Here is a 26,319-nt window from a genome sequence, read left to right as displayed (position 1 = left end):
CGGCGGCGCGCGAGAGGATGGAGCCATGACGATCGTGTGGATGCATCGGGTGCTCACGTGGGCCGGAGGCGCCCTCATCGCCGGATGGGCGGTGTGGGTGCTGCTCGCGACGTTCGTCGACGACGCGCCGACCCGCGGGAACTGGTGGCTGCTCCTCGCGGGGATCGTCTGCATGGTGCTGCGCAGCTGGGTGCGCGGCATGCTGGTCGTCCGTCTGCACCGCGACGGGCGTCAGGGGCGCGCGACGATCTCGTCGGCGCAGGCGCGCGGCCCGGAGAAGGCGGCCGCCTCGCGGTCGGTCGACCTGCGCATGCGGGTCGTGCCCGAGGCCGGCTCGGGCGACGCGACGTTCGAGGCGTTCGCGCGGCAGGAGGTGCCGCCGTCCGAGCGCGACGCCGTCGTCGAGGGCGCGTCGCTGCCCGTCGTCTACGACCCCCGGACGGGGCTCGCCGTGCTGAGCGTCGACGGCACCCCGAACGACTTCGGGCCGGGCACCCTCGCCAGGCTCGGCCGCATGCGCCGACTCAATCGCGCCGCGGGCTGACGCGCGGGTGCGCCCCTGCGGCGCCTGCCCGGCCATCTCGGAATCCGTCGAGGATCCGCGGATCCTGCGCATCGTGCGAGATGCTCGCGCGATTTCGAGATGCTCGGGAGGGGGCGGGCGTTCTTGGGATCCTGTGGGGCGCGGCGGTGCGGGGCTTTCGGCTGAGGTGCTCGCGTGGTTTTCGGGGTGTTCGGGGTGGGGCCCACGCTTGTGCTGGCGGTCTCGGAATCCGTCGAGGATCCGCGGATCCTGCGCATCGTGCGAGATGCTCGCGCGATTCCGAGATGCTCGCGCGCCGGGGATCCCGCTAGCCCAGATCCGCGGAGACGCGGCCGGCGGTCTCGAGCAGGTCGTCGAGGTGGGCGCGCAGCGCGTCGAGGTCGTGGAGCGCCCGGAGCGACGTGAGGGAGATCGCGCCGACCACCGCGCCGGACGAGCTCGCCACGGGGGCCGCGATGCAGTTCGTGAACTCCTCGAACTCGCTGTCGTCGACGCCCCAGCCGCGCTGGGAGATCCGGTCGAGCTCGGCGTCGAGCGCCGCGCGGCTGGTGAGCGTCGTCGGCGTGTAGGCGCGCCACTCCACGTCCCGCAGGATCCGGTCGCGGCGGTCGCCGTCGAGCTGCGCGAGGATGACCTTCCCGACGCCGGTGGCCTGGGGGAGCACGGTGCGGCCGATGCGCGAGTACATGCGCACGCCCGAGGCGGCCTCGATCTTGTCGACGTACACGATGCCGTCGTCGACGAGCTGCGCGAGGTGCACGGTGCAGCCGGCGCGGCGCTGCAGCGCCGCGAGATGCGGGTGCGCGACGCGGCGCAGGTCGATGCGGTCGAGCGCCTGCTGCGCGATCGCGATGAACCGCGGTCCGATGGCGTAGCGCCCGTCCGAGCGGTGCACGAGGAAGCCCGCCCTCTCCAGCGTCTGCAGCTGGCGGAACACGGTCGATCGGTGCACGTCGAAGCGCTGCGCCGCCTCGGCGAGGGTGCGCGGATCCTCCGCGATGAACTCGATGAGCTCCGTCGCGCGCTGGATGGTCTGCGACATCGTGCCTCCTCAGGTCGTCCTCCGAGCGGTGCGCTCATGCTGTCACGGCGCGCGCCGGGCGCGGAGGCGCTCTTGACCCCGCTTCCCGCCCACTCCTATACTCGCCTCTGCATCACTATACGCAACAGTGATTGCAACATATGCAACGATACGAGGAGATGTGACGGAGATCGACGCGGATCCCCCGCAGGCCCCGGCTCCCGCGCTGTGCATCGGCGAGGCCATGGTGCTGCTCGCCTCGGCCGACGCGAGCCTGCGGATCGCCGACGCCGTCGACCTCCACGTCGCGGGCGCCGAGTCGAACGTCGCGATCAGCCTCGCGCAGCTGGGCGCCCGCGTCGAGTGGTTCGGCCGCCTCGGAGCCGACCCCTTCGGGCGGCGCATCCTCGACGCCCTCGCCGCGCGCGGCGTCGAAGCCGCCGTCGCGCCCGAGCACGGCGCGCGCACGGGCATCTACTTCAAGGACTCCGCGGGCGGCGGCACGCAGGTGCTCTACTACCGAGACGGGTCCGCGGCCTCGCGCATGGGTCCGGACGACCTCGCGGCGCTGCGCGTCCCCGAGCGGCGCGTCTGCCACCTGACGGGCATCACGCCCGCGCTCTCCGCCTCGTGCGCGGCGCTCGTCGACGCGATCCTCGACACCCCGGGCGCGACCGTCAGCTTCGACGTGAACTACCGGCCAGGCCTCTGGAGCGTCGACGACGCCGCGCCCGCGCTGCTCGCCGCCGCCCGCCGCGCCGGCATCCTGTTCGTCGGGCGCGACGAGGCCGCCGTGCTGTGGGGCACGCAGGACGCAGACGACGTGCGCGCCCTCCTGCCCGAGCCGGCCGTGCTCGTCGTCAAGGACGCCGACATCGGCGCGACCTGCTGGATCGGCGACGACCGCGTGCACGTCCCCGCGCCCGCGGTCGATGTCGTCGAGCCCGTCGGCGCCGGCGACGCCTTCGCCGCGGGCTTCCTCTCCGAGCACCTCGCGGGATCCGATCCCGCGACCTGCCTGCGCACGGGGCACGTCATGGCGGCCCGCGCCCTGCGACACCGCGGCGACACCCCGCCCACCGTGCCCGCCGAGCGGATCCGCGAGCTCGCGCGCCTCGACGACGACGCGTGGGCACGGCTGCGCTTCGCCGACGCGGAGACGCTGCCGTGACCCCACGACCGACACCGCACGCGCGGGCGCTCGCCGCCCGCCGGAGGGAGGAACGATGACGCAGGAGATGCCCACCTGGGCCGCGAAGGGGCTCTGGCCCGAACACGAGGGGGAGCGGTCGCTGTTCGACGGCAGCATCGCCTTCCCGATCATGGCGCTGCGCGAGAGCGCCCTCGAGAACAACGTGCGCCAGCTCGCCGCGTTCGCCGAGCGGCACGGGCTGGCCTTCGCGCCGCACGGCAAGACGACGATGTCGCCGCAGCTGTTCGCGCGGCAGCTCGACGCCGGCGCGTGGGGCATCACGGTGGCCTCGGGACAGCAGGCTCGCGTCGCCCGCGCGTTCGGCGTGGAGCGGATCCTCATCGCCAACGAGGTGCTCGACCCCGCGACCCTCGCCTGGATCGCCGCGGAGAGCGCCGCCGGAGGGGCGGGGGAGATCCTCTTCCTCGTCGACTCCGACGAGGGGATCGCCGCGGCCTCCGCCGCCGCGCTCGCCGCGGGAGCGACGCTGCCGGTGCTCGTCGACATCGGCTTCTCCGGCGGGCGCACGGGCGTGCGCACCCGGGAGGAGGCCGAGCGGATCGGACGCCGCGCCCACGGGGCCGTCGGTCTCGCGCTGCGGGGCGTCTCGTCGTACGAGGGCGCGCTGAAGACCGTCGCCGACGTCACCGCCTACTTCGACGGGGTGCGCGACGTCGTGGGCCGCCTGCGCGACGCGCTCCCCGAGACGCCGATCGTCTCCGCGGGCGGGAGCGCCTACTTCGACCGGGTCGGCGCGGAGCTCGGCGACGACTGGGCGCGCGACGCGGGCGTGCAGGTCGTGCTGCGCAGCGGCGCCTACCTCTCGCACGATGATGGCGTGTACGTCGGCAAGACCGGGTTCAACCGCATCCCGGAGGAGGGGCGGCTCGCCGCCGCCGTCGAGGTGTGGGCGCACGTCGTCTCCGCCCCGGAGCCTGGACTCGCGATCGTGGCGATGGGCAAGCGCGACGCGCCCTATGACGAGGGGCTCCCCACCCCGCTCGCCGTGCGCCGGCCCGACGGATCCGTCATCGCCGTCGACGGGCGCGCGAGCGTCCCCGCGCTGGACGACCAGCACGGGTACGTGCGCTTCGACGAGGAGCTCGCGCTGCGCCCCGGAGACCTCGTGCGCTTCGGCATCTCGCACCCGTGCACCGCGTTCGACAAGTGGCGGGCGCTCCCGATCCTCGATGACGAGGACCGGATCGTGGAGGTCGTCGACACCTGGTTCTGAGGGTGCGGCGGGTGCGGTGGGGCGCCGAGGGCACCGTGTCTCGATTCGGGTGGGAATGGCGCGTTCTTTCCCACGTGTCGTGAGACATGGTGTGCGGAGCGGGGTGCCCGCGTGCAGCGGCTGCGACCGCGTGCCGGGAAGAGCGTGTCTCGATTCGGGTGGGAATGGCGCGTTCTTTCCCACGTGTCATGAGACATGGTCTGCGGGGCGGGGTGGCGTGTCTCGATTTCTGCGGGAAAGCGGCCGCCTTTCCCGCAGAAATCGAGACACGGTCTCTCTCGGAGGCTCCCTCGTCTGCGCGCCTGACCCTCCCGGGCCGCGTGCTCCCGAGGCCGCGCTCTCGGGGGTCGCGCCCTCGGATCCCTCGCCCGCACGGTCCGTGCCGCCCCCCGCGGAGCGGCGCCGGCCTTCGGGCCGCCGAATCGCACGGATCGCGCGTCTCCCGGGGCGCTTCCGCGACCCGGGCCGGCGCGGGCTTCTTCGGGTCTGCGTAACGCGCCTGCCAGGGGCGGTTCGCGGTACCTTTCTGCGACCTGGGCCGGGCGGATCCTCTCGGGTGCGTGAAGGACACGGATCCCGCGCCTCCCGGAGTGCACTTCTGCGACTCAGCCGGGCCCGTGCGCCCCGGATCGCGGGAACGCACGTATCAGGGCGGAGTTCAGGTGCGCTTCTGCGACTCAGGCGCTGCGAGCCCATCCGGGTACGCGGATCGCATGATCCGGGCTGGTCAGCGAGGCAGCTCCGCCAGCCACGGCAGGTCGGCTCCCGCGCGCGACACCGTGATGGCCGCGCCCCTCAGCGCGCGCTCCAGCGTTCGTCCGAGAGCGGCGGGGTCGCCGCCCGCGAGCAGTCCCGGCGAGGAGATGAGCGCGTCGACGAGCATCGTCATGAACGTGTCGCCCGCGCCGATCGTGTCGACTACGCGGGCTGCGACCGCAGGGCACGTGACGCGGTGCGTCGGGGAGGCGAGCATCCCCCCGTCCCCGCCCAGAGTGAGGGCGGCGAGTCGAGGCCCTCTCGAGAGGATCTCGTCGAGGACCGCATCGGGATCGAGGCCGGGGAAGAGCCAGGCGGCATCCTCGTCGCTCAGCTTCACGAGGTCCGAGGCGGCAACCGAACGGAGTATGCGTCGGCGGGTCTCCTCGTCGGCGGCGATGGACAGCCGGATGTTCGGGTCGTAGGTGATGACGGCACCGCGTTCCCTCGCATCGGCGAGCGCGGCTGCGACCGTCGCGGATCCCGGCAGCAGCCAGGACCCGATCGAGCCCACGTGTACGAGCTCGGCGTTCTCGACGGGCGGCGCCGCGGGATCCCAGCTGATCTCGAAGTCATACCGGGCATCCCCATCATCGGCCAGGCGCGCATGCGCGAGAGAGGTGGAGGCGGTCCCGATGCTGGTCGGGGTGACGGCGACGCCGGAGGTCTCGAGGTGAGCGCGGATGCGGAGACCGGCGTCGTCGTCGCCGATGCTCGTGTGCAGCAGGGGCGATCGCCCCAGGCGTCCGAGACCGAGGGCGACGTTCGCTGGCGAGCCGCCAGGGACGGCGAGCGACCGTCCCCGTTCATGCGTCACGTCGAGCAGAGCCTCTCCGATGATGAGTGCGGTCACGCTTTCCTCCTTCGGCTGCATGCTGTCGCCCCGGTGCGGAGAGGGGCGGTTGCGCTGTTCTGAGACTATCTGTTGACGCGCGTTAGTAAAGCGGGTAAATTCCCTCCTGCTGAAGGTCAGGACGCGACAGAGGAGTCGACATGGGGCAGAGGAGACCCGCGACGATGGCCGATGTCGCGCGCGCCGCTGGCGTCAGTCGCACCGCCGTCTCGTTCGTGCTGAACGAGCGTGATGACGTGATGATCCCCGAGGCGACGCGCGACCGCATCCATCGCGCCGCAACCGACCTCGGTTATCGGCGAAACGCCGCAGCTCAGGCACTGGCGAAGCAGAGCAGCGGTCTGTTCGGGCTCGTGACGGAGATCGTCACGTCTCCCTTCGCCGTGGATGTGATCCGAGGTGCGCAGCAGCGGGCCTGGGAAGAGCAGCGATTCCTGCTCATTGCGCCCAGCGAGGACGAGCAGGCGGTGGAGGCCTTCGCGATCGAGAAGCTGCTCGAGCAGCGCGTCGAGGGGATCCTCCTCGCCGCCACCTGGCATCGGGCGATCACGGTTCCCGACGCCGCGCGAGAGCTCCCGTGCGTGCTGGTGAACTGCTACGACGAAGCGGGAGAGTTACCCTCTGTCGTCCCCGACGAGGTATCGGGTGGGCGTCGTGCCGCATCGGCACTCATCGAAGCAGGACATGAGCGCATCGGTCACGTCACCCTCACGGAAGGCATCCCCGCGCAGGTCGGTCGCCTCGAGGGCTTTCGCGCGGAGCTCGCGGAGTCGGGACGCTCGCTCGCGGATGATCTCATCCGTCTTGGCGACGGAACCGCGGAGAGCGGATACCTCGGCGGGCGAGAACTCCTCGAACGTGCCGACCGCCCGACCGCGATCTTCTGCGGAAACGACCGCATCGCTATGGGCGTCTACGACGCCGCCAAAGAACTGGGGCTTTCCATCCCCGGGGATCTCTCCGTCGTCGGATTCGACAACCAGGAGATCCTCGCGGCCTACCTGCGCCCCGGACTGACCACTGTCGCCCTGCCGTTCGCGGAGATGGGCTCAGTCGGGGTGAGCACGCTCGCCTCATTGACAGCGGGCAGACCGATCGCCGACATGCGCGTCGAGATCGACTGCCCGCTGCACGCACGCTCGTCCGTCGGACCGGTAATCCCGTGACGAGCGACCTCCCGCACCACTGAAGAAATCGGAAGGATGACTTCGATGATATCCGCACCCACTCGAGGTCGGCGCTTCGTCGCCGGCCTCGCGACCGCGGCGACGGCAGCGACGTTGCTGCTGACCGGCTGCACGGCAGACCAGGGCGCCGGTGGCGCCTCGGATGCCCTCCTCACGATCCCCCGTGAGGACATGGGCACCTTCAGCCGCAACTTCAACCCGTTCTCGCCGAACGCCGCGCCGATGACGCAGCAGGCGATCTACGAGTCGATGCTCATCTACAACCCCGCGGACGGGACCACGACGCCGTGGCTCGCCGAGTCCTGGGACGTCGCCGATGACGGTCTGAGCATCACCTTCCATCTCCGGGACGGCGTCTCCTGGTCTGACGGCGAGCCGCTCACGGCGGAGGATGTGGCCACGACGTTCGCTCTCCAGCAGGAGATCGTCGAGGGCAGCTTCCCCTACGTCTCCGCGGTCGAGGCGACGGACGAGGCGACGGTGGTCTTCACCTTCTCGACGCCCTTCTCGCCAGGCCTGTTCGAGGTCGGGCAGCAGGTCATCGTCCCGGACCACATCTGGGCTTCGCAGGAGGATCCGGACAAGTTCGAGAACAAGGAGCCCATCGGCACCGGCCCGTTCACGGAAGTGTCCGCGTTCCAGACGCAGTCCTTCGATCTCCTCCCGAACCCGCACTATTGGCAGGAAGACAGGGTGCAGATCCCGGGCGTGCGCATGCTCGCGTTCGCCGGGAACGAGGGCGCGAACCTCGCGGCGATCAACGGCGACGTCGACTGGGCGCCGCAGTTCATCCCGGATATCCAGAAGACCTACGTGGACAAGGACCCGGAGAATCGCACCTTCTGGTTCCCGCCGACAGGATCGATGGTGAACTGGCAGCTGAACACGACCGATCCGCGCTTCGAGAACGCCGACGTGCGGAAGGCGCTGAGCCTCGCGATCGACCGCGAGCAGATCGTCGAGGTCGGGATGTCCGGCTACACCGAGCCGGCCGACTGCTCCGGGCTGTCGGGCTCGTACGAGACCTGGAAGGATGAGTCCCTCCTCGAGTCCTGCGACTGGATCGGCTACGACCCTGACGAGGCCGCGGCGCTTCTCGACGAGGCGGGCTTTGAACTCGAGGCCGACGGCACGCGCACGACGCCCGACGGCGAACCCTTCGCGTTCGACATCTCGGTCGGCTCAGCGTCGACCGACTGGCTGTCGGTGGCGAACATCATCTCGCAGAACCTCTCGGACATCGGCGTGACGGTGAACGTGGATGCGCCGGATTGGGCTGCGGTGACCTCCGACTACGAGCAGGGCACGTTCGACACCGGGATCGTCTGGAGCGATAACGCCCCCACTCCGTACCAGTACTACCGGGCGCTCATGTCGTCGGAGACGCTCAAGCCGGTCGGAGAGCAGACCTTCTCCAACTACCACCGCTTCAGCGACCCGGCTGCTGACGAGCTGCTCCAGGGCTTCGCCGCGAGCGGGACGGAGGAGGATCAGCACGCTGTCGTCGACGAGCTGCAGGCTCTCTACCTCCAGGACGCGCCTGTCATTCCGCTGTTCCCCGGTCCGGAGTGGGGCGCTTACACCGAGGCGCGCTTCACCGGCTGGCCGACGGAGGCCGACCCCTACGCCACGCTCTCGACGCGTGCGCCCACCACCGTGCTCGTGCTGACGTCGCTTCAGCCCGCCGACTGAAACACGCTCGCGGGCACGTGACTCGCAGAGGCTGGGCGCAGGCCCGGCCTCTGCGAGGAGCGCGCCGACGTGAAAGGAACCGTCATGAGATTCATCATGCGCCGGCTGGGGTTCTACCTCGTGGCGTTCTGGCTCTCCATCACCCTCAACTTCCTCCTGCCGAGGCTCATGCCCGGCGACCCGGTCTCTCGCATGCTCTCGCGATCGCAGGGGCAGCTCGACCCCACGCAGATCGAGTCGCTGCGTCGCCTTCTCGGCGTCGACGATCGACCGTGGTGGGAGCAGTACCCGGAGTACCTGTGGCGCGTCGTCACCGGCGACCTCGGGATCTCGATCTCCCGCTTCCCGACGCCGGTCACGGAGGTGATCGGCAGTCAGCTCCCGTGGACGCTGCTGCTCGGCTTCACCTCGCTCATCGTCGCCGTCGTCATCGGCAACGTCCTCGGGATCCTGGCCGCGTGGCGGCGGGGGAGCTTCCTCGACTCGTTCGTCCCGCCGGCTCTCGTCTTCCTCGGGTCCTTCCCTTACTTCTGGCTCGCGATGGCGCTCCTCTTCGGCTTCGGGATCGTGCTCGGCTGGGCCCCGCTCAGTCACGCCTATTCGGTCGGTCTCGCGCCGTCGTTCAGCATCGAGTTCGTCAGCGACGTCGCGGCGCACCTCGTGCTGCCGGCACTGTCGATCGTCATCGTCTCGATCGGCGGGTGGATGCTCGCGATGCGCAACACGATGATCAGCACCAACAGCGAGGACTACATCCTCATGGCCGAGGCGAAGGGCCTGCGCCCGTCGCGGATCATGTTCGCGTACTCCGCGCGCAACGCGATGCTGCCCGCGGTCACGAACGTCGGGATGAGCATCGGCTTCATCGTGGGCGGCGCGCTCCTCACGGAGGTCGTGTTCGCCTATCCGGGCGTGGGCTATCAGCTCCTCGCCGCCGTGCAGGGGCTCGACTATCCGCTCATGCAGGGCATGTTCCTGACGATCACGGGCGCCGTTCTGCTGGCGAACTTCCTGATCGACCTCATCTACGTCCGCCTCGACCCGCGCGTGCGCGTCTCCTGAGGGAAGGAACGACATGGCCTATTCGCAGACGGCTCTTCTGGCGACGCGTCCGCGTCCGACGCGGGGACTGACCCGCATGCTGCGCACCCTCGCTCGCAACGGGAAGGCGATGACCGGGCTCGGGATCGTGCTCGTCTTCGTCCTCCTCGCGCTGCTCGCCCCCGTGTTCTTCCCGGAGGACCCCTCGCGCATCGTCGCGGGCGGGGCCGCTCCGCCGAGCGCGGAGCACCTCCTCGGCACGACCGCGAAGGGGCAGGATGTCCTCGCCCTCACCCTGTGGGGGGCGCGCTCCTCGCTCGTCGTCGGGTTCGTCGCCGGTCTGATCGCCACCGCGATCGCGGTGCTCGTCGGTCTCGCCGGGGCGTACTTCGGTGGAGTGCTCGACGAGATCCTCGGGCTGGCGACGAACGTCTTCCTGCTCATCCCCGGCCTCCCGCTGCTGGTGATCCTCGCGGCGTTCCTCCCGCCCGGCGCGGGAACGGTGATCACGGTCCTCGCGATCACCGGATGGGCGGGTGGCGCCCGGATCCTCCGTTCCCAGGGCCTGTCGATCCGCGGCAAGGACTACGTGGCGGCGTCCATCGTCACGGGCGAGCGCCCGCTGCGCATCATGCTCCGCGACATTCTTCCCAACATGGCATCGATCGTGATGTCGACGCTCCTCGGCTGCGTCATCGGGTCGATCGGCGCGCAGGCGGGGCTCGAGTTCCTCGGTCTCGGCGACCCCAACATGATCTCCTGGGGCACCAACCTGTTCTGGGCGACGAACGACGGATCTCTGATGCTCGGCCAGTGGTGGATCTTCATCCCGTCTGGCCTGGCGATCGCGCTCATCGCATTCGCGCTGGCGCTGTGCAACTACGCGGTCGACGAGATCACGAACCCGCGGCTGAGGAAGCCGCGGCGTGCTGCGAGCGCGAGCGCGCCCACGCTCGTGACCGTCGACGAGGAGAACGAGGGGAGCGCGTCATGACCGGGCTGCTGGAGATCGAAGATCTCGTCGTCGAGTACGTCAGCGACGAGCGAGCCGTGCGCGGCGCGGACCGCGTGAGCCTGTCGATCGCACCCGGGGAGATCCTCGGGCTCGCGGGCGAGTCGGGCTGCGGCAAGTCGACCGTCGCGAACGCCGTGATGCGGCTGCTGAAGGACCCGGCGCGGATCACGGGAGGCTCGATCCGCTTCGACGGGCAGGACGTGCTGCAGATGAGCGCCGACCGTCTGCGGGACTGGCGCTGGCGCGAGGCGGCGATGGTGTTCCAGTCGGCCATGAACTCGCTCAACCCGGTGATGCGCGTCGGCGATCAGATCATGGACATCTTCACCACCCACCACCGCATGTCGCGCCGGCGGGCCCGGGCGGAGGCCGTTCAGCTCATGGAGCTGGTGCGCATCGACCCGGGGCGGCTGCGAGCCTATCCTCACCAGCTCTCAGGCGGGCAGCGTCAGCGCGTGGTGATCGCGATGGCGTGCGCGCTGCGTCCTCAGCTGCTCATTCTGGACGAGCCGACGACGGCGCTCGACGTCGTCGTCCAGCAGGAGATCCTCGCTCAGATCACCGACCTGCAGGGCGAGCTCGGGTTCTCCGTGCTCTTCATCACGCACGACATGTCGCTCATGCTCGAGCTGTCGGATCGGATCGGCGTCATGTATGCGGGTCGGCTCGTGGAACTCGCGCCGGCCTCTGCGCTCAGGAAGCACGCGCGGCACCCCTACACGCAGGCGCTGCTGGGCGCCTTCCCCTCGATCACCGGTCCTCGCGTGAAGCTGACCGGGCTGGCAGAGGGCACCCGCTTCACCGATATCGGGGATCTCGAAGAGGTCGCACCTGGCCACTTCGTGGCGCCGGGCGTCAGCAGCCTGAAGACGGAGGAATTCTGATGAGCACTCAGGAGAAGACGCCCGCCGTTCGCATCCGCGGCCTCGACAAGACGTTCGTCCAGTCGGGGTTCGGATCCCGCCGTCGGGTCAAGGCGCTGGATTCCATCGACCTCGACATCGGTCGGGGTGAGATCGTCGCGCTCGTCGGAGAGTCGGGATCGGGCAAGTCGACGCTCGCACGCTGCCTCGCGCGCCTGGAGTCGCCGGATCGCGGCACGATGGAGGTGCTCGGTGAGGACGTGCTGCGCACCCAGCGCCGGCGCGCGTCCCGCGAATACCGCAGCGAGGTCCAGATGGTGTTCCAGGATCCGTTCGGCTCGCTGAACCCCACGCAGCGCATCGAGCACGTCCTCACTCGTTCGCTGCAGCTCCACGGCAAGGCAGGCGATGACCTGCGGTCTCAGCTGGTCGATCTCGTCGAGTCGGTGGGTCTCCCCGCCGAGGTGCTGGGTTCGTTCCCGCACGAGCTGTCCGGCGGGCAGCGGCAGCGCATCGCGATCGCGCGGGTGCTCGCCGTGGAGCCTGAGGTGATGCTCGCGGATGAGCCCACGTCGATGCTCGACGTCTCGGTGCGGATCGGCGTGCTCAACCTCCTCGCTCGGCTTCGCGACGAGCGCGGCATCGCGATCCTGTATGTGACGCATGATCTCGCGTCGGCGCGCTATCTCGCGGACCGGATCATCGTGATGCACCGGGGAACCCTCGTGGAGGGCGGCGAGTCGCTCGCGCTTCTCGATGCTCCGCAGCATCCCTACACGCAGATGCTCGTCGGCGCAGTGCCGGACCCCGCCCGCGAGGCGCCCTTCGATCCGGAGGAGAGAGCACGATACCGCGCGGAGATCGAGACGTGGGCGGGCTCTCCGTCCGAGCGAGTTCTGATCGATGACGAGTCCGGACACTGGGTCTGGAAGCCGAAGGAGACTGCACAGGATGACTGACGACCTCGACGACCGGACGCGCGGCGGCGTCGTGACGGACGAACGGGATCTGCGTGCGGCGGCGCTGGCCGACCCGCACCGACCTGCGTACCACTTCACGGCCCCGGCGGGCTGGTTGAACGACCCGAACGGGGCCGGACAGCGGGGCGGCGAGTACCACCTCTTCTACCAGTACAACCCGTACGCGGCGGAGCATCGGCTCATCCACTGGGGGCACGCTGTGAGCACGGATCTCGTGCGATGGGAGGACCGGCCGATCGCCCTGACGCCGTCGGAGGGGCCGGACGCGGAGGGATGCTGGTCGGGGGTGCTCGTCGACGACGGCGGGCGTCCGGTCATCATGTACTCCGGACACGCGGAGGGCAGACAGACCGCCTGCCTCGCCTACGGGGACGAGACGCTCACATCCTGGACGAAGGAAGCCGGGAACCCCGTCATCGAACCGCCCGCGGACATCGACCTCACCGCATTCCGGGACCACTGCGTGTGGCGCGAAGGGGGGCGGTGGCGTCAGCTGATCGGAAGCGGCATCAGGGGAGAAGGGGGCACGGCCTTCCTCTATGAATCGGATGACCTGCTCTCCTGGCGGCCTCTGGGGTCGCTCGTCGTAGGCGACGCGGCGGCCCTTCCGTCGGCTGACCCGGCATGGACCGGGACGATGTGGGAGTGCGTCGACTTCTTCCGGCTGCACCCGGACGGGATCACGGGGCCGCCCGACGGCGCGAGCGACGACCCTCACGTGCTCCTCTTCTCCGCGTGGGACAACGGGCGCACGATGCACCCGCTCGCCGCCATCGGCGCCTACGACGGTCGGAGCTTCGAGATCTCGCGCTGTCAGCGCCTTGATCTCGGCGGACGTCATGCCTACGCGCCGCAGTCGTTCGCGGATGAGAGCGGGCGTCGGATCCTGTGGAGCTGGATGCAGGAATCGCGGAGCGTCGACGCGCAGCGGGAGGCTGGCTGGTCGGGCGCCATGGCGCTTCCGCGCACGCTGACCCTCGACGCCTCGGGCGTGCTCCGCCAGGCGCCTGTCGAGGAGCTGTCGATGGCGCGCGGCGCGAAGCTGGACTGGGCTGGGGAGACCGACCGCTTCACCTCATCGGGTGACCAGATCGAGTTCGCCATCGACGCGGACATCCCCATCGGGTCCGGTGTGGAGATCGGGATGCTCGCGACGGCGGATGGGGAGGAGCGCACGTGCCTGCGGGTGAGCCGAGCGGTCTCCGGCGAGCTGAGCGCGGTGCTCGATCGCTCGCGTTCGTCTCTCGACGACCACGTCGACAGGTCAGACCATGTGGGGGCAGTTCCGAGCGACGGCGATGTCGTACGGATCCGCGGGTTCGTCGACCGCTCGTCCGTCGAGGTGTTCGTCGACGGCATCGCCCTGACGACCCGGGTCTATCCGACGCGAGCCGATGCTCGGATCGTCAGCGCGGCGGCGCAAGGCCGATCCGCGATCTCGACCATCGCGGGATGGGCGCTCGACGGGCAGGAGGCGCCCGTGAGAGCGATGGGCACGGCGCCCCTCAGAAGGGAAGAGCATGTCGGGTGAGGGTGCGGAACGTCCCGCGGGGATCTCGCGGCGATCGCTGGTCGGCGGCGCGGGGGCGGCGGCTCTGGGAGGGATCATGATGACGGCAGCAAGCACGCCCGCGGCCGCGGTGGCTGACGGAGCCGCTGAGACGCGCGGGAAGCGCGGGTGCGTGTCTCAGCGGCCGAGGTATCACTTCAGCGTGCCGGACAACTGGAAGAACGACCCGCAGCGGCCGGTCTTCGTCGACGGCGAGTACCTGTACTACTACCTCTACAACGAGGACTACCTCGAGGGCGGTGGCGGCACCTCCTGGAGGCTGGCGACGACGCGCGACCACGTCCGGTTCGAGGACCAGGGGGTCGCCATCCCGAAGTTCTCGAACGGGAACGGCGACTGCTGGTCGGGGAGCGTCGTGGTCGATGCCGAGAACACGGCGGGCTTCGGTCGCGGGGCCGTGATCGCGATCCTCACGCAAGCGCCGGACGGGGTGCAGAGCCAGTTTCTCTGGCACTCGTCTGACGGCGGGCGCAGCTTCGTCTCGGCGCAGGACGATCCGGTCATCGCGAACCCCGGGGTGCCGGACTTCCGGGACCCGAAGGTGATCTGGGACGCCGACCGCGGCCGGTGGTTCCTGGCGAACGCGGAGGGGAGGTCGCTGGGCTTCTACGTCTCGTCGGACCTGCGGCGGTGGTCGCGTGTCGGCGAGTTCCGGCGCGACGACATCGGCCTGCTCGAATGCCCGGATCTGTTCCGCATGGAGGCCGAGGACGGCACCAGCCACTGGGTGCTCGGCACGAGCGCGAACGGCAAGGCGCGCGATCTCCCGGCCACCTACGCCTACTGGATGGGCGACTTCGACGGCAGCTCGTTCGAGCCCTCTCACGACGAGCCGCACTGGCTCGACGCGGGTTTCGACTTCTACGGTGCCGTGACCTACCCGGACCACGCCGCCGACGGCACGGAGAATCCCCGACTCCGCCGCGCGATCGGGTGGGCGAACTTCTGGGACTATCCGCACAACACGCCCACGCTCGCGACCGACGGCTACAACGGCGACGACATGATCGTGCGCGAGCTGCGTCTCGTCCCGGGGGAGGACGGCTACCGACTCGCCTCGTCGCCGCCCGCCGCGCTGGCGGATCACGCCGTGCGCTCCTACGAATTCGGCGACGTGGAGGTCGTGGGTGCACACGATCTCGACGTGCGCTGCGGTGCGTTCGATCTGACCTGCGAGATCGTCTGGGATCCGTCCTCGCCGCCCGAGAACGTCGGATTCGAGGTGCTCCGTGCTCCCGGCGGCGGCAGGCACGTCGCCGTCGGCGCGTTCCTCGAAGGCGGATACGTCTACGTGAACCGCAGCCCCACGATCAATCCCACCGCGGGGGAGAGCCAGACGCCGTTCGCGGCGGATGTCGGTCGTCTCGCAGTGAGGATCCTGGTCGACCGGACGAGCGTCGAGTTCTTCGTGGGCGAGGGGACGGTCGTCCACTCGCACCGCGTGTTCCCTCTCGCGGGCGATGACCGGGTCCGCCTGAGTGCGAGCGGTGGGCGCGCCCGCTTCCGCGATCTCGTGATTCGCGAGATCGCGATCGAGTGATTCCGGGAGAGCCGAGTGTCCCCATGGGCTCCGGTCCCCGCGCCGCGGATAGGCTCGCCGCATGTCCGAGAGCGCGGTGCGGGACGCTTACGGGGCGCGGGCGGCGGAGTACATCGATCTGCTCGGGTCGGTCGAGCAGATGAGCGGGGCCGACCGGGTGCGCATCGCGGAGTGGGCGGCCTCCCTCGGTGGCGGCCGCGTGATCGACGCCGGGTGCGGCCCCGGGCACTGGACCGATCTGCTGCGGCGCGCGGGCTGCGACGCGGTGGGCGTCGACATGGTTCCGGAGTTCGTCGCCCACGCCCGAGCGGCCTTCCCGCAGACGCCGTTCCGCGAGGGATCCCTGCATGCGCTCGCGGCGCCCGACGCGTCGGTGCGCGGGATCCTCGCCTGGTACTCGCTGATCCACGCCGACGACGCGGCGCTCCTGGCCGCGCTCGACGAGTTCGCGCGGGTGCTTCAGCCCGGCGGATCGCTGCTCGTCGGCTTCTTCGCGGGGGAGCCGGGGGAGGAGTTCGCGCACGCGGTCGCCCCCGCGCGCTGGCGGAGCATCGCCGAGATCAGCGCCCTGCTCGACGAGTGCGGCTTCCGCGTCGTCGCGACGGAGGCGCGCACGGATCCGGGCTCCCGTCCCCACGCCGCGGTCGAGGCGGTGCGTGTGGGGTGAGCGTCTCGGAATCGGTCGGGATGCGGCGGATCAGCGTGATTCGGCGAGACGCTCGGGTGATTTCGAGATGCTCGGCGTCGCCTGTGGCCGTCCAAGCGCCCCGAGTCGCGGAATCGGACCTAAAGTCGGCCCCGAGAGGTGCGTTTCCGCGACCCGGCGCACGCGGGGCCTTCGCATCGCAGAATCGCACCGCACCCCGCCCGGAATCGGATCCGGGCGCTGGTTCGGGTCTGGCGGGCGAGCGCGCGCACCTGCTGCGCGACGCCGGGGCGCCGCCCGCTCAGGCGCGCATCACGGTGCAGGGCGCGAGCGGGGCCGGGCACGGACCCGAGGCGCCGCGCAGCGCCATCGATCTCTCGGTGATCGCGCGTCGCGTTCCGGGAGGTCGAGACATCGCCCACCCCGGATCCTCGACACGACGGGATGCCTCCCGAAGAGCCGAGCACACCGCTTCGTTCGGAGATCCCGCCTCCGCCGGAGCGATTCGCCGGGATCCATCCGGTGTTCGCGGGATTCCCGGTGTTCGCGGGCCGCCGCCGCGCAACGACGCGCACGGATCCCCCGGCGCGGCGCGAGGGGGCGGATCGGCCGTGCATGGCGTGAACGGGACCGCGCCCGGATCCGCCGAGCAGCGAGCCGTCCGGATCCCCCGCACAGCGGGAGAACGGATCGGCCGTGCACGGTGTGAACGGGACCGCGCACGGATCCGCCGCGCAGCGACCCCTGCGGATCCCCCGCACAGCGGGAGAACAGGATCCGCGGCGCAGCCCCTACGCGACGATGAGCTCGACGCCCGCCGCGCGGACGGCGGCCGCCTGATCCTCGGTGACGCCCGCGTCGGTGAGGAGCGCGTCGGCCTCCTCGAGCCCCGCGATGCGGGCGAAGGCCGTCGTGTCGAACTTCGACGAGTCGGCCACGACGACCGTGCGGCGCGCGGCCTTCATGAGGGCGGCGTTGATCGTCGCCTCGCCGTCGTCCTGGGTGAAGATGCCGCGGGCGGGGTCGATCGCGGTCACGCCGAGGAACAGCGTGTCGATGTTGATCGCGGGCAGGATCAGCGACGACAGCGGGCCGATCAGCTCGTACGAGCGCATGCGCGCGACGCCGCCGACCACGACGATGCGCAGCTGCGGGCGCACGATGAGGTCGTTGGCGATGTTCACCGCGTTGGTGATGACCGTCGTCTCCTCCTGCGCGAAGCGGGGGTCAGACGCCGAGCGCACGCCGACCTCGTACGCGGCGGTCGTGGTCGTGGTGCCGCCGTTGAACGCGATCGCCGTGCCGGGCTCGACGAGCTCGGCGACCTTCGAGGCGATGGCGCGCTTCGCGCCGCCGTGCCGCACGGAGCGGTAGCGGAGGGGCAGGTCGCCCGACGAGCTGTTCGCCATCGCGCCGCCGCGCGTGCGGGTCACGAGCTGCTGATCGGCGAGGGTGTCGAGGTCGCGGCGAGCGGTCGCGGGGGAGACGCCGAACCGCTCCATGACCTCCTCGACGCGCACCGAGCCGTTGTCGACGATGTAGTCGACGAGGCGCGAGAGTCGGTCTTCGCGTTCCATGTCACTCCTCGGGGTGCGGTGTCAGGTCCATCATGCCGGACGGGTGTCGGTGAGCCTCGCGGGGATCCGCGGTGCGCGTCTCGGAAGGTGCGGGATCCTCTCCCGCACGAGTCGGGGCGGGTTGGGTGTGGGTCGGTGCGTGTCTCGAAAGCGGTGGGAATGCGGGGTCCTTTCCCGCTGAAGTGGAGACATGGTCGGGGTGTGGGTGGGCGCGTGTCTCATGAGGTGCGGGATCCGTGCGCTCGTTCCCGAAGGAATCGGGTCGGGGTCGGGGCATGTCTCACGAAGTGCGGGGTCTGAGCGCTCGTTCCCGCTGAAGTCGAGACATGGTCGGGGTGTGCGCCGGGGCATGTCTCGAAAGCTGCGGGATCCCGGCCCTCTTTCCCGCCGAAGTCGAGACATGGTCGGGGTGTGGGTGGGCGCGTTTCTCATGAGGTGCGGGATCCGTGCGCTGATTCCCGCCGAAGTCGAGACACGGTCGGGGTGTGCGCCGGGGCATGTCTCGAAAGCTGTGGGATCCCGGCCCTTTTTCCCACCGAAATCGAGACATGGCCGGGGCGTGTCTCACGAGGCGCCGGATCCGCGCGCTCATTCCCACCGGAGTCGAGACATGGCCGGCACGCGCAGGACCCGCGCCCCCACGGCATCGCCCCTCAGGCCTCGGCGAAGACGCGCAGCAGGCGGGCGGTCTCGGCCGTCATGGCCTCGCGGCCCGGGCCGAGGTACTTCCGGATGTCGACCACGGCCTCGTCGGCGAGGCGCTCGCGCACGGCGCGCGTGAAGAAGCCGTTGAGGTGCGTCGACACGTTCACCTTCGTGATGCCGGAGCGGATCGCGGAGCGGATGCCGTCGTCCGAGACGCCGGAGGACCCGTGCAGCACGAGCGGCACGGGAACCGCCTCCGCGAGCCGGCCGATGAGAGAGTCGTCGAGCGACGCCTCGCGGGAGGTCATGGCGTGGGAGGAGCCGACGGCGACGGCGAGGGCGTCGACGCCGGTGTCGGCGACGAACGATCGCGCCTCGTCGGGGTCGGTGCGCACGCCGGGGGCGTGGGCGCCGTCCTTGCCGCCGATCTCGCCCAGCTCCGCCTCGACGATGACGCCGGCGTCGTGGGCGTGCGCGACGACGCCGCGGGTCGTGGCGACGTTCTCGTCGAACGGCAGCTTCGCACCGTCGTACATGACGGATCCGAAGCCCAGGTCGACCGCCTCGCGGGCCAGGTCCGCGTCCTCGGCGTGGTCGAGGTGCAGCGCCACCCGCGCGTCTGACCCCTCGGCGAGGGCCTGCGCGAAGCGGGCGAGGGGCGCGAGACGGCTGCCGTGGTAGGCGACGCAGTTCTGCGAGATCTGCAGGATGACGGGCAGTCCGGTCTGCTCGGCCGCGGCGACGAGCGCCTCCGCGGTCTCGACGTTGACGAGGTTGAAGGCCCCGAGGCCCGCGCGGCGCTCGGCGGCGGAGGCGAGGAGGGGGGCGGTGCTCACGAGAGGCATGGGTTCGCTCCTGACGGACGGAGGGGACGGGCGGGCGTCACAGCGGCGAGATCTCGACCTCGCGGGCGAGATCGGCGTGCGAGGGATCCACGGATCCGGCGAGCGGCGCGAGCACGGCCGCGGCCGACCACGCCGTGGCGCGGCGCAGGATCTCGGGGAGGTCGCTCTCGAACGAGAGGCGGTCGGGGCCGATCGCCGACGCGATCGCGGCGACGGCGGCGTCGCCCGCTCCCGTCGGGTTGCCGACGAGCACGCGGCCGAGGCGCGCGCGGAGCACCGGGGCGGCGGGATCCGAGGGGACGCCGAGCATGCCCTCCTCGCCGAGCGACACGACGAGGGATCCCGCTCCGGCGCGCTGCAGCGAGCGGGCGCCGGCGAGCGGGTCGTCGAGGCCGGTGGTCTGGCGGATCTCGTCGTGATTGGGCTTCAGCACGTCGGCCCCCGCCTCGGCCGCGGCGGCGAGGTGGGCGCCGCTGACGTCGGCGATCACGGGCACGCCCGCCGCGCGCCCGGCGCGGACGAGCGCGGGGACGATCCCGTCGGCGCCGTTCGTCGGCCCGGAGCCCTGCGGCACGGATCCGCTGATCGCGAGCGCGCTCGCGGCGGACGCGGCCTCGACCGCCGCGGCGAGCACGGCGTCCCACACGGCGGCGTCGCGGGGCGCGCCCCGCTCGTTGAGGATCGAGGTGGCGGATCCGTCCCGCGGCACGATCGCGTACGTGCGCCGGACGGATCCGGGGCACGGCACGAGGTGCGTCGTCACGCCGTCGAGATCGGCGGAGAACCAGGCGAGATCGTCCTCGCCGACGGGAGCGATCGCCCGGTGGGCGATGCCGAGCTGCGCGAGCACGCGCGCGACGTTGAGCCCCTTGCCTCCCGCGCGGCGCTCCGCCGGAGGGATGCGGTGGCTCGCGCCGTCGACGAGCGCGTCGGGGCGCAGCGTGAGGTCGGCCGCTGGGTTCGGGGTGACGGAGACGATCATGCGCGCTCGGTCTCGCGCGTGTGCAGCGCGACGCCGATGACGCCCGCGTTCTCGCCGAGCCGCGCCCGCACGACGGGCGTGCGGCGCAGGCGGTAGCGCTCCTCGAGGCGGCGCTCGAGGGGGGAGAAGAGGGCGTCGCCGGCCTCGGAGAGGCCTCCGCCGAGCACGACGGCCTGCGGCGCGATGAGGGCGGCGACGTGCGAGATCCCGACCGCGAGCGCGTCGACGGCGGTGCTCCACACGCGCTGCGCGGCGGCGTCGCCGGCGTCTGCGAGGGCGAGCACCTCGTGGGCGCCCGCGACCTCGCGGCCCGTGCGGGTCTCGTAGCGGCGCGCGATCGCGGCCGCCGAGGCGACGGCCTCGAGGCAGCCCGTGTTGCCGCAGACGCAGGGCTCTCCGCCGTCGACGACGACCGCGTGGCCGATCTCGCCCGCGTAGCCGCCCGCGACGTGCAGGGATCCGCCGATCACGACGGCCGCCGAGATGCCGGTGCCGAGGGTGATGACGACGACGTCGTCGAGGCCGGCGGCCGCCCCGAGGCGCTGCTCCGCGAGGCCCGCGGCGCGCACGTCGTGCAGAACGGCGGTGTCGAGGCCGGCGACCTCCCGGCCGAGCGCGCGGAAGTCCGCGTCGCGCCAGCCGAGGTTCTCGGAGAAGACGCCGACGCCGCGGGCGTCGTCGACGATGCCGGGGACCCCGATGCCGAGGATCCTCTCGGACCCGTCTCCCTCCGCCGCGATGCGCTCGAGGATCCGCTCGGGCGTGCGGGCGCCGTCGCGCGGCGTGGGCACGCGCACGGGCTCGCTCAGCGCGCCGGTCTCGTCGATGCGGGCGACCTTGATGGTCGTGCCGCCGACGTCGGCGACGAGCGCCGGGGCCCCGGGGCCGACGGAGGGGAGACGGGTCACGGGGTCACGCCTGCTCGAGGATGACCGAGCGGGTGAGCGAGCGCGGGTGGTCGGGGTCGAGGCCGCGGCTCTTCGACACGGCGACGGCGAAGCGCTGCGCGACGATGAGGCCGGCGAGTCCGTCGAGGTCGTGGCGCACGAGCGTCGCGCCGGTCGCGGCCACGTCGGCGTCGAGGCCCTCGGGAAGCTCGCCGAACGCCCACACGAGGCGGCCGGGCTGCGCGATCGCGAGCGGGCCGTGGCGGTAGTCCATGGCGGGGTACGACTCGGCCCAGAACTGGGCGGCCTCGCGGGTCTTCAGCGCGGCCTCCTCGGCGAGGCCGCAGGTCCAGCCGCGGCCGAGGAACGTGACCTGCTCGGCGCCGACGAGCTCGTCGACGCCGATCTCGAGCGCGCGCTCGGCGTCGGCGGCGAGGGCCTCGACGTCCTCGCCGAGGTGCGCGCGCAGCAGGGCGAGCGTCGTCGTGGCGAAGCGGGTCTGGACGACCGACTGCTCGTCTGCGAACTCGAGGGCGATCGTCTCGGTCGCGATCTGGGTGGCGGGGGAGTCGGCGACGCCCGTGATGAGCAGCGTCGGGGTGTCGCCCGCGCGCTGGATCAGGTCGATGATCTCGCTCGTGGTGCCGGAGCGCGACAGCGCGATGATCCGGTCGTACGCGCGCCCGAAGCGGAACTCGGATCCGGCGAACGCGTCGGTCTCGCCCTGGCCCGCGTTCTCGCGCAGCACGGAGTAGCTCTGGGCGACGAACCAGCTGGTGCCGCAGCCGACCACCGCGACGCGCTCTCCGGCGCGGGGGAGCAGGTGGGCGACCTCGGGCAGCAGCTGCGCTGCCCGGCGCCACATCTCGGGCTGGGAGACGATCTCTTCATCGACGAAGGTCACGGTCGAACTCACTTCTCTCGGGGAACTGCGCCATGCACCATGACGCTCAATGATTATAAGGCGATTGAACGATCAAAAACAATCATTTGGGGGCGGGGTGTCCGGACGCCCGCTCGTCCGCCTGCGCGAGCGCCCGGCCCGACTGCGCGAGCGCCCGACCCAGGGCGGCGCTTCCGGTTCGCGGGCGACGTCCCGCGGCCTGTCGTCCGCCTCGCCCGCGAAGGAGCGTCCCTGCTCGCGACGGGACGTCCTCGCTCGCGAGCCCGGCAGGCCGCGCGCAGCGGGATCAGAACTCCTCGATGAACTGCTCGCGCGGGCCGAGCTCTGGCTCGTCGCGCAGCTCGATCGCGGCGCCGCGGCGCTCGAGGTCGAGCACGACGATCTCGTTCTCGCCCGCCCGCAGCAGGGGCGCGGGCACGTAGAGCGTCACCTGCGGGCCGACCTCCCAGTGCCGGCCGAGGAGGAAGCCGTTGACCCACACGAACCCCTTGCCGAAGCCGGGGAGGGCGAGGTGGGCGTCGAGCGCCTCCTCGAGGTCGAACCGGGCGTGCGCGACGCCCGCGAGGCCGGACGCGTCCGCCGGCAGGTCGCGCAGCGCGGCCGCGACGTCCTCCTCGACGGGCAGCGGCGACACGTCCCAGCGCTGGATCATGCGGCGCTCGATCGTGACGGGTGCCACGAGGCCCTTCGGCTCGCCGAGGCGGTGGCCGTAGTTGACGCGGCCCAGGCGCTCGGTCACGAGCGTCAGCCGGTGGCGGGCGCCGTCTCCGGCGAGCTCGAGGGATCCGCTCTCCCGGATGGTCCCGACGTGCGCGCCGTCGAGGAACACGAGCACGCGGTCGCCCGCGTCCTCGATCACGAGCGGCACGGGGCGGTTCGGCAGCAGCACGTCGGCCTCGGCGCGCAGCAGCGCGCCGGCGTGGCCGAGCTCCTCGAACGTCGCCCGGTTCCAGAGCGTGCGCGCCTCGCCGGCGATCGTGTCGAGGGCGGGCAGCAGGGCGGATCCGCGCGTCACGGGGATCGTCCGCGGCTCCACGAAGCGGGGCTCTGGCGAGACGATCGGCGCGGTGGCGCCGAGCACCTCGCGGTAGGTGTGGAACTTCGCGGTGAGCCGGCCGTCCTCCGCGATCGGGGCGTCGGAGTCGTAGCTCGTGACGGTGGGGCGCAGCTCGCCGTCGACGCGGTTCGCGCCCGCCCACGTGCCGAAGTTCGTGCCGCCGTGCGCCATGTAGATGCTCACGCTGCCCCCGTCGGCGACGATCTCGCCGAGCACCTCGGCCACGCCCTCGGCGTCGCGCACGTGGTGCGGGTGCTCCCAGTGGTCGAACCAGCCGTTCCAGAACTCGCCGACGAGGAAGGGCTCTCCTGGCCGGCGCTCCTGCTGGAAGGCGCGCGCCTCGGCGATGCGGGATCCGAGGTTCAGCGCCATGACGGATCCGTCGATCGTGCCGGCGTCGACCATCAGCTCGGTCGGGCCGTCGGCGGTGTAGGTCAGCTCGACGATCCCGCGCGCGGTCATGAGGTCGCGCATGGCGGGCACGAAGGCGGGGTCGTCGCCGAAGCTGCCGAACTCGTTCTCCACCTGGAAGGCGACGATGGGGCCGCCCGCGGAGGCCTGCAGGGGCGCGAGGCGGGGCAGCAGCTCGTCGAACCACCGGGCGACGGGGTCGAGGAAGCGCGGGTCGCTCGTGCGCAGCGCGGGGTGGCCGGCCGTGAGCCACACGGGCAGGCCGCCGTTGTCCCACTCGGCGCAGATGTAGGGGCCGGGGCGCACGATGACGTCGAGGCCCACCTCGCCCGCGGTCTCGACGAACCGGGGCAGGTCGCACCAGCCGTCGAAGGAGGGGGCCTCGTCGCGTCGGGGCTGGTGCATGTTCCACGCCACGTACGTGTCGACGGTGTTCAGGCCGAGGTCGGCGAGGCGCTGCAGGCGATCGCGCCACTGCGCGGGGTGCACGCGGAAGGAGTGCATCGACCCGGCGAGGATCCGGTGCGGCTCCCCGTTCTTCAGGAAGCGCCCGTCGTGCCAGGTGAGGACGGCGGCGTCTCGCGTCATGGGATCCCTCTCGTGCGGTGCGGATGAGCGGAATCGATCCTATCCGGGGTATTGGGATCAGGAAACGTCATAGCGCGCGCCGGCCCGGTCACCGCTCTCCCCGCGCGAGGCGCGACGGCCACCACACGGCGCGGCCGATGTCGGTCGCGAGGGCGGGCACGAGCAGCGTGCGCACCACGAAGGTGTCGAGCAGCACCCCGAAGGCGACGATGAACGCCAGCTGCGCGAGGAACAGGATCGGGATCACCGACAGCGCCGCGAATGTCGCCGCGAGCACGATGCCCGCCGACGTGATGACCCCTCCCGTGACGGTCAGTCCGCGGCGGATCCCCTCCCGCGTGCCGTGCCTCGCGGTCTCCTCGCGCACGCGCGTCATGAGGAAGATGTTGTAGTCGATGCCGAGCGCCACGAGGAAGACGAACCCGAACAGCGGCACGGCCGGGTCGGCGCCCGGGAAGTCGAAGACGTGCGCGAACAGCACCCCCGAGACGCCCATCGCGGTGCCGAACGACAGCACGGTCGTCGCGATGAGCACGAGCGGCGCGACGATCGCGCGCAGCAGGATCGCGAGGATCGCGAGGATCACCGCGAGCACGATCGGGATGATGAGGGTGCGGTCGTGGATCGACGCGTCGTTCGTGTCGATCGCCGTGGCCGTCACGCCGCCGATGAGCACCCCCTCGGGCACCGCGTCGCGCAGGGCGCGCACGGTGTCGGCTGCGGCCTCCGAGTCGGCCGCGTCGGCGAGCGTCGCCTGCAGCATCACGGCGCCGTCGACGACGGTCGGCTCGGGGGCGGGCGTGCCGGGAGGGCCCTGCGCGCTGATGCCGTCGGCGTCGACGGTCGCGGATCCGCTCGGCGCGTCCTGCGCGACGATCGAGACGCCCGAGACCCCGTCGGCGTCGAGCAGCGCGTCTGCCGTCTCCTCCCAGGAGGACTCGGGCGCGAGCACGGCGGCGGGGCTGCCGGATCCGCCGGGGAAGTGCTCGCCGAGCGCCCGCTGCCCGTCGCGCGCCTCGGAGGCGCCGAGCACGAGCTCCGACTGCGCGACGCCGTCGGCCTGCAGCTGCGTCACGCCGACGCAGCCGACGACGAGCAGCAGCGTCGTCGCGATCCACACGCGGCGCGGCCGTCGCTGTACCGCCTCGGCGATGCGCGCCCAGCCGCCGGAGCGCGTCTCCTCGGCGTCGGCGGCGACGCGCGGCACGCGGGGCCAGAACGCCGTGCGGCCGAACACGAGCAGCAGGGCGGGCAGCAGGGTGAGGGCGGCGAGCATCGCGAAGACGATGCCGATCGCGGCGACGGGTCCGAGCGTGCTGTTCGACTTCAGGTCGCTCAGCAGCAGGCACAGCAGGCCCGCGATGACGGTGCCTCCGGACGCGAGGATCGGCTCGACGGATCCCCTCACGGCGCGGAACAGCGCCGCGCCGCGGTCCTGCTCCCGGCGCAGCTCCTCGCGGAACCGCGCCACGAGCAGCAGGGAGTAGTCGGTCGCCGCGCCGATCACGAGGATGAAGAGGATCCCCTGCGTCTGCCCGCTGAGCAGCAGGACCCCCGCCTTCGCGAGCCACCACACGACCAGCAGAGCGACGCAGAGCGCGAACACGCTCGTCGACAGCACGACGACGGGCAGCAGGGCCGACCGGTAGACGAGCACGAGGATCACGAGCACCGCCGCGAGGGCCACGCCGAGCAGCAGGCCGTCGATGCCGGCGAACCCCGCCGCGAGGTCGGCGGAGAACCCGGCGGGGCCCGTGACGAAGACCTCGACGCCCTCGGGGGCCGCGTCGCGGAGCGCATCGCCGAGCGCCGCGACGGCGTCGCCGAGGTCGGCCTCCGCGTCGAGGGGGACGAACGCCTGCGCCGCGAGGCCGTCGTCCGACGGGATCGGCGGCGACACGTCGCCCGCGACGTCGTCCTGCGCGGCGACGTCCTCCAGCGCCGTGCCGAGCGCCGCGAGGTCGTCGTCCGTCAGCTCGGCGTCGGACGAGAAGACGACGATCGCGGGGATCGCGTCGCCGTCCGCGAAGCCCTCCTGCGCCTCGTGCACGCGGGTCGCGTCGGCCGATTCCGGCAGGTAGGCGGTCTGGTCGTTCGACGACACCTCGGAGACCTTGCCGAACAGCGGCCCGCCCAGCCCCGCTCCCGCGAGCCAGACGACGATGAGCAGGGCCGGCAGCACGATGCGCGGCCAGCGGGATCCGCGGGTCCGCTCGCGCAGGCGGCGTCCGGGGGCGGGGGAGTCGCTCATGTGCTCAGTCTGGGCCCTGCCGCGCGCCGGGGGAAGAG

The 26,319-nt window shown here is 71.6% G+C and carries 21 protein-coding genes; 12 read left to right on the top strand and 9 right to left on the bottom strand.

Features of this window, described 5'->3' with window-relative positions; genetic code table 11:
- The first annotated feature begins 25 nt into the window (after nt 1-25).
- Nucleotides 26-544 (top strand): hypothetical protein, encoded by a 519-nt coding sequence (locus NHL53_RS06270; RefSeq protein WP_433775992.1) that lies wholly within the window; start codon nt 26-28, stop codon nt 542-544.
- Between the two features lie 307 nt (nt 545-851).
- Here NHL53_RS06270 and NHL53_RS06265 read toward each other — a convergent pair whose 3' ends face one another.
- Nucleotides 852-1,586: an IclR family transcriptional regulator gene (locus NHL53_RS06265; RefSeq protein WP_433775991.1), complete on the bottom strand. Its 735-nt coding sequence runs from the start codon at nt 1,584-1,586 to the stop codon at nt 852-854.
- Nucleotides 1,587-1,746: 160 nt separating this feature from the next.
- Here NHL53_RS06265 and NHL53_RS06260 point away from each other — a divergent pair, with 160 nt between their 5' ends.
- Entirely contained in the window at nt 1,747-2,736 is a 990-nt protein-coding gene (locus NHL53_RS06260) for a sugar kinase (RefSeq protein ID WP_433775990.1), read from the top strand.
- Between the two features lie 55 nt (nt 2,737-2,791).
- On the top strand, nt 2,792-3,991 hold the full coding sequence (locus NHL53_RS06255) for an alanine racemase (RefSeq protein ID WP_433775989.1): 1,200 nt from the start codon (nt 2,792-2,794) through the stop codon (nt 3,989-3,991).
- Nucleotides 3,992-4,718: 727 nt separating this feature from the next.
- Here NHL53_RS06255 and NHL53_RS06250 read toward each other — a convergent pair.
- On the bottom strand, nt 4,719-5,600 hold the full coding sequence (locus tag NHL53_RS06250) for a PfkB family carbohydrate kinase (protein WP_433775988.1): 882 nt from the start codon (nt 5,598-5,600) through the stop codon (nt 4,719-4,721).
- Nucleotides 5,601-5,764: 164 nt separating this feature from the next.
- On the opposite strand from NHL53_RS06250, the gene NHL53_RS06245 reads away from it, so the two are divergent.
- From NHL53_RS06245 to NHL53_RS06205, 9 genes are all read left to right on the top strand, one after another.
- Nucleotides 5,765-6,766, top strand: coding sequence for a LacI family DNA-binding transcriptional regulator (locus NHL53_RS06245; RefSeq protein ID WP_433775987.1), 1,002 nt, complete (start codon nt 5,765-5,767; stop codon nt 6,764-6,766).
- A 45-nt stretch (nt 6,767-6,811) separates the two neighbouring features.
- Nucleotides 6,812-8,479, top strand: a complete 1,668-nt coding sequence (locus NHL53_RS06240; RefSeq protein ID WP_433775986.1) for an ABC transporter substrate-binding protein — start codon at nt 6,812-6,814, stop codon at nt 8,477-8,479.
- Nucleotides 8,480-8,563: 84 nt separating this feature from the next.
- On the top strand, nt 8,564-9,541 hold the full coding sequence (locus NHL53_RS06235; RefSeq protein WP_433775985.1) for an ABC transporter permease: 978 nt from the start codon (nt 8,564-8,566) through the stop codon (nt 9,539-9,541).
- 13 nt (nt 9,542-9,554) lie between these two features.
- On the top strand, nt 9,555-10,514 hold the full coding sequence (locus tag NHL53_RS06230; protein WP_433775984.1) for an ABC transporter permease: 960 nt from the start codon (nt 9,555-9,557) through the stop codon (nt 10,512-10,514).
- Nucleotides 10,511-11,419 (top strand): ABC transporter ATP-binding protein, encoded by a 909-nt coding sequence (locus NHL53_RS06225; RefSeq protein WP_433775983.1) that lies wholly within the window; start codon nt 10,511-10,513, stop codon nt 11,417-11,419. The genes NHL53_RS06230 and NHL53_RS06225 overlap by 4 nt, the downstream gene beginning before the upstream one ends.
- On the top strand, nt 11,419-12,357 hold the full coding sequence (locus tag NHL53_RS06220; RefSeq protein ID WP_433775982.1) for an ABC transporter ATP-binding protein: 939 nt from the start codon (nt 11,419-11,421) through the stop codon (nt 12,355-12,357). Before NHL53_RS06225 ends, NHL53_RS06220 begins: the two co-directional genes overlap by 1 nt.
- Nucleotides 12,350-13,909 (top strand): glycoside hydrolase family 32 protein, encoded by a 1,560-nt coding sequence (locus tag NHL53_RS06215; protein ID WP_433775981.1) that lies wholly within the window; start codon nt 12,350-12,352, stop codon nt 13,907-13,909. Before NHL53_RS06220 ends, NHL53_RS06215 begins: the two co-directional genes overlap by 8 nt.
- A 181-nt stretch (nt 13,910-14,090) precedes the next feature.
- Nucleotides 14,091-15,488 carry a glycoside hydrolase family 32 protein gene (locus NHL53_RS06210; protein ID WP_433775980.1) on the top strand — a complete coding sequence of 466 codons (1,398 nt, stop codon included), beginning with the start codon at nt 14,091-14,093 and terminating at the stop codon, nt 15,486-15,488.
- Between the two features lie 61 nt (nt 15,489-15,549).
- Nucleotides 15,550-16,155 (top strand): class I SAM-dependent methyltransferase, encoded by a 606-nt coding sequence (locus tag NHL53_RS06205; protein WP_433775979.1) that lies wholly within the window; start codon nt 15,550-15,552, stop codon nt 16,153-16,155.
- A gap of 770 nt (nt 16,156-16,925) precedes the next feature.
- Here NHL53_RS06205 and NHL53_RS06200 read toward each other — a convergent pair.
- The 7 genes from NHL53_RS06200 to NHL53_RS06170 form a co-directional block, all read right to left on the bottom strand.
- Nucleotides 16,926-17,711, bottom strand: coding sequence for a DeoR/GlpR family DNA-binding transcription regulator (locus tag NHL53_RS06200; RefSeq protein WP_433775978.1), 786 nt, complete (start codon nt 17,709-17,711; stop codon nt 16,926-16,928).
- A gap of 653 nt (nt 17,712-18,364) precedes the next feature.
- Nucleotides 18,365-19,201, bottom strand: coding sequence for a class II fructose-bisphosphate aldolase (locus tag NHL53_RS06195; RefSeq protein ID WP_433775977.1), 837 nt, complete (start codon nt 19,199-19,201; stop codon nt 18,365-18,367).
- 37 nt (nt 19,202-19,238) lie between these two features.
- Complete coding sequence (locus NHL53_RS06190) at nt 19,239-20,183, bottom strand: 1-phosphofructokinase family hexose kinase (protein WP_433775976.1); 945 nt, start codon at nt 20,181-20,183, stop codon at nt 19,239-19,241.
- A complete protein-coding gene (locus NHL53_RS06185; protein ID WP_433775975.1) occupies nt 20,180-21,091 on the bottom strand; it encodes an ROK family protein in 912 nt (303 codons plus the stop codon). The genes NHL53_RS06190 and NHL53_RS06185 overlap by 4 nt, the downstream gene beginning before the upstream one ends.
- 4 nt (nt 21,092-21,095) lie before the next feature.
- Entirely contained in the window at nt 21,096-21,935 is an 840-nt protein-coding gene (locus NHL53_RS06180; RefSeq protein ID WP_433776041.1) for an SIS domain-containing protein, read from the bottom strand.
- Between the two features lie 325 nt (nt 21,936-22,260).
- Complete coding sequence (locus NHL53_RS06175; RefSeq protein WP_433775974.1) at nt 22,261-24,030, bottom strand: beta-galactosidase; 1,770 nt, start codon at nt 24,028-24,030, stop codon at nt 22,261-22,263.
- An 88-nt stretch (nt 24,031-24,118) separates the two neighbouring features.
- Entirely contained in the window at nt 24,119-26,281 is a 2,163-nt protein-coding gene (locus tag NHL53_RS06170; RefSeq protein ID WP_433775973.1) for an MMPL family transporter, read from the bottom strand.
- Between the last annotated feature and the right edge of the window lie 38 nt (nt 26,282-26,319).

This window comes from Microbacterium sp. gxy059 (assembly GCF_050958665.1).
In the GTDB taxonomy this organism is placed as follows: Bacteria; Actinomycetota; Actinomycetes; order Actinomycetales; family Microbacteriaceae; genus Microbacterium.
The sequence above is the reverse complement of the archived record's forward strand: the minus strand, read 5'-3'. Positions and strand labels throughout refer to the sequence as shown.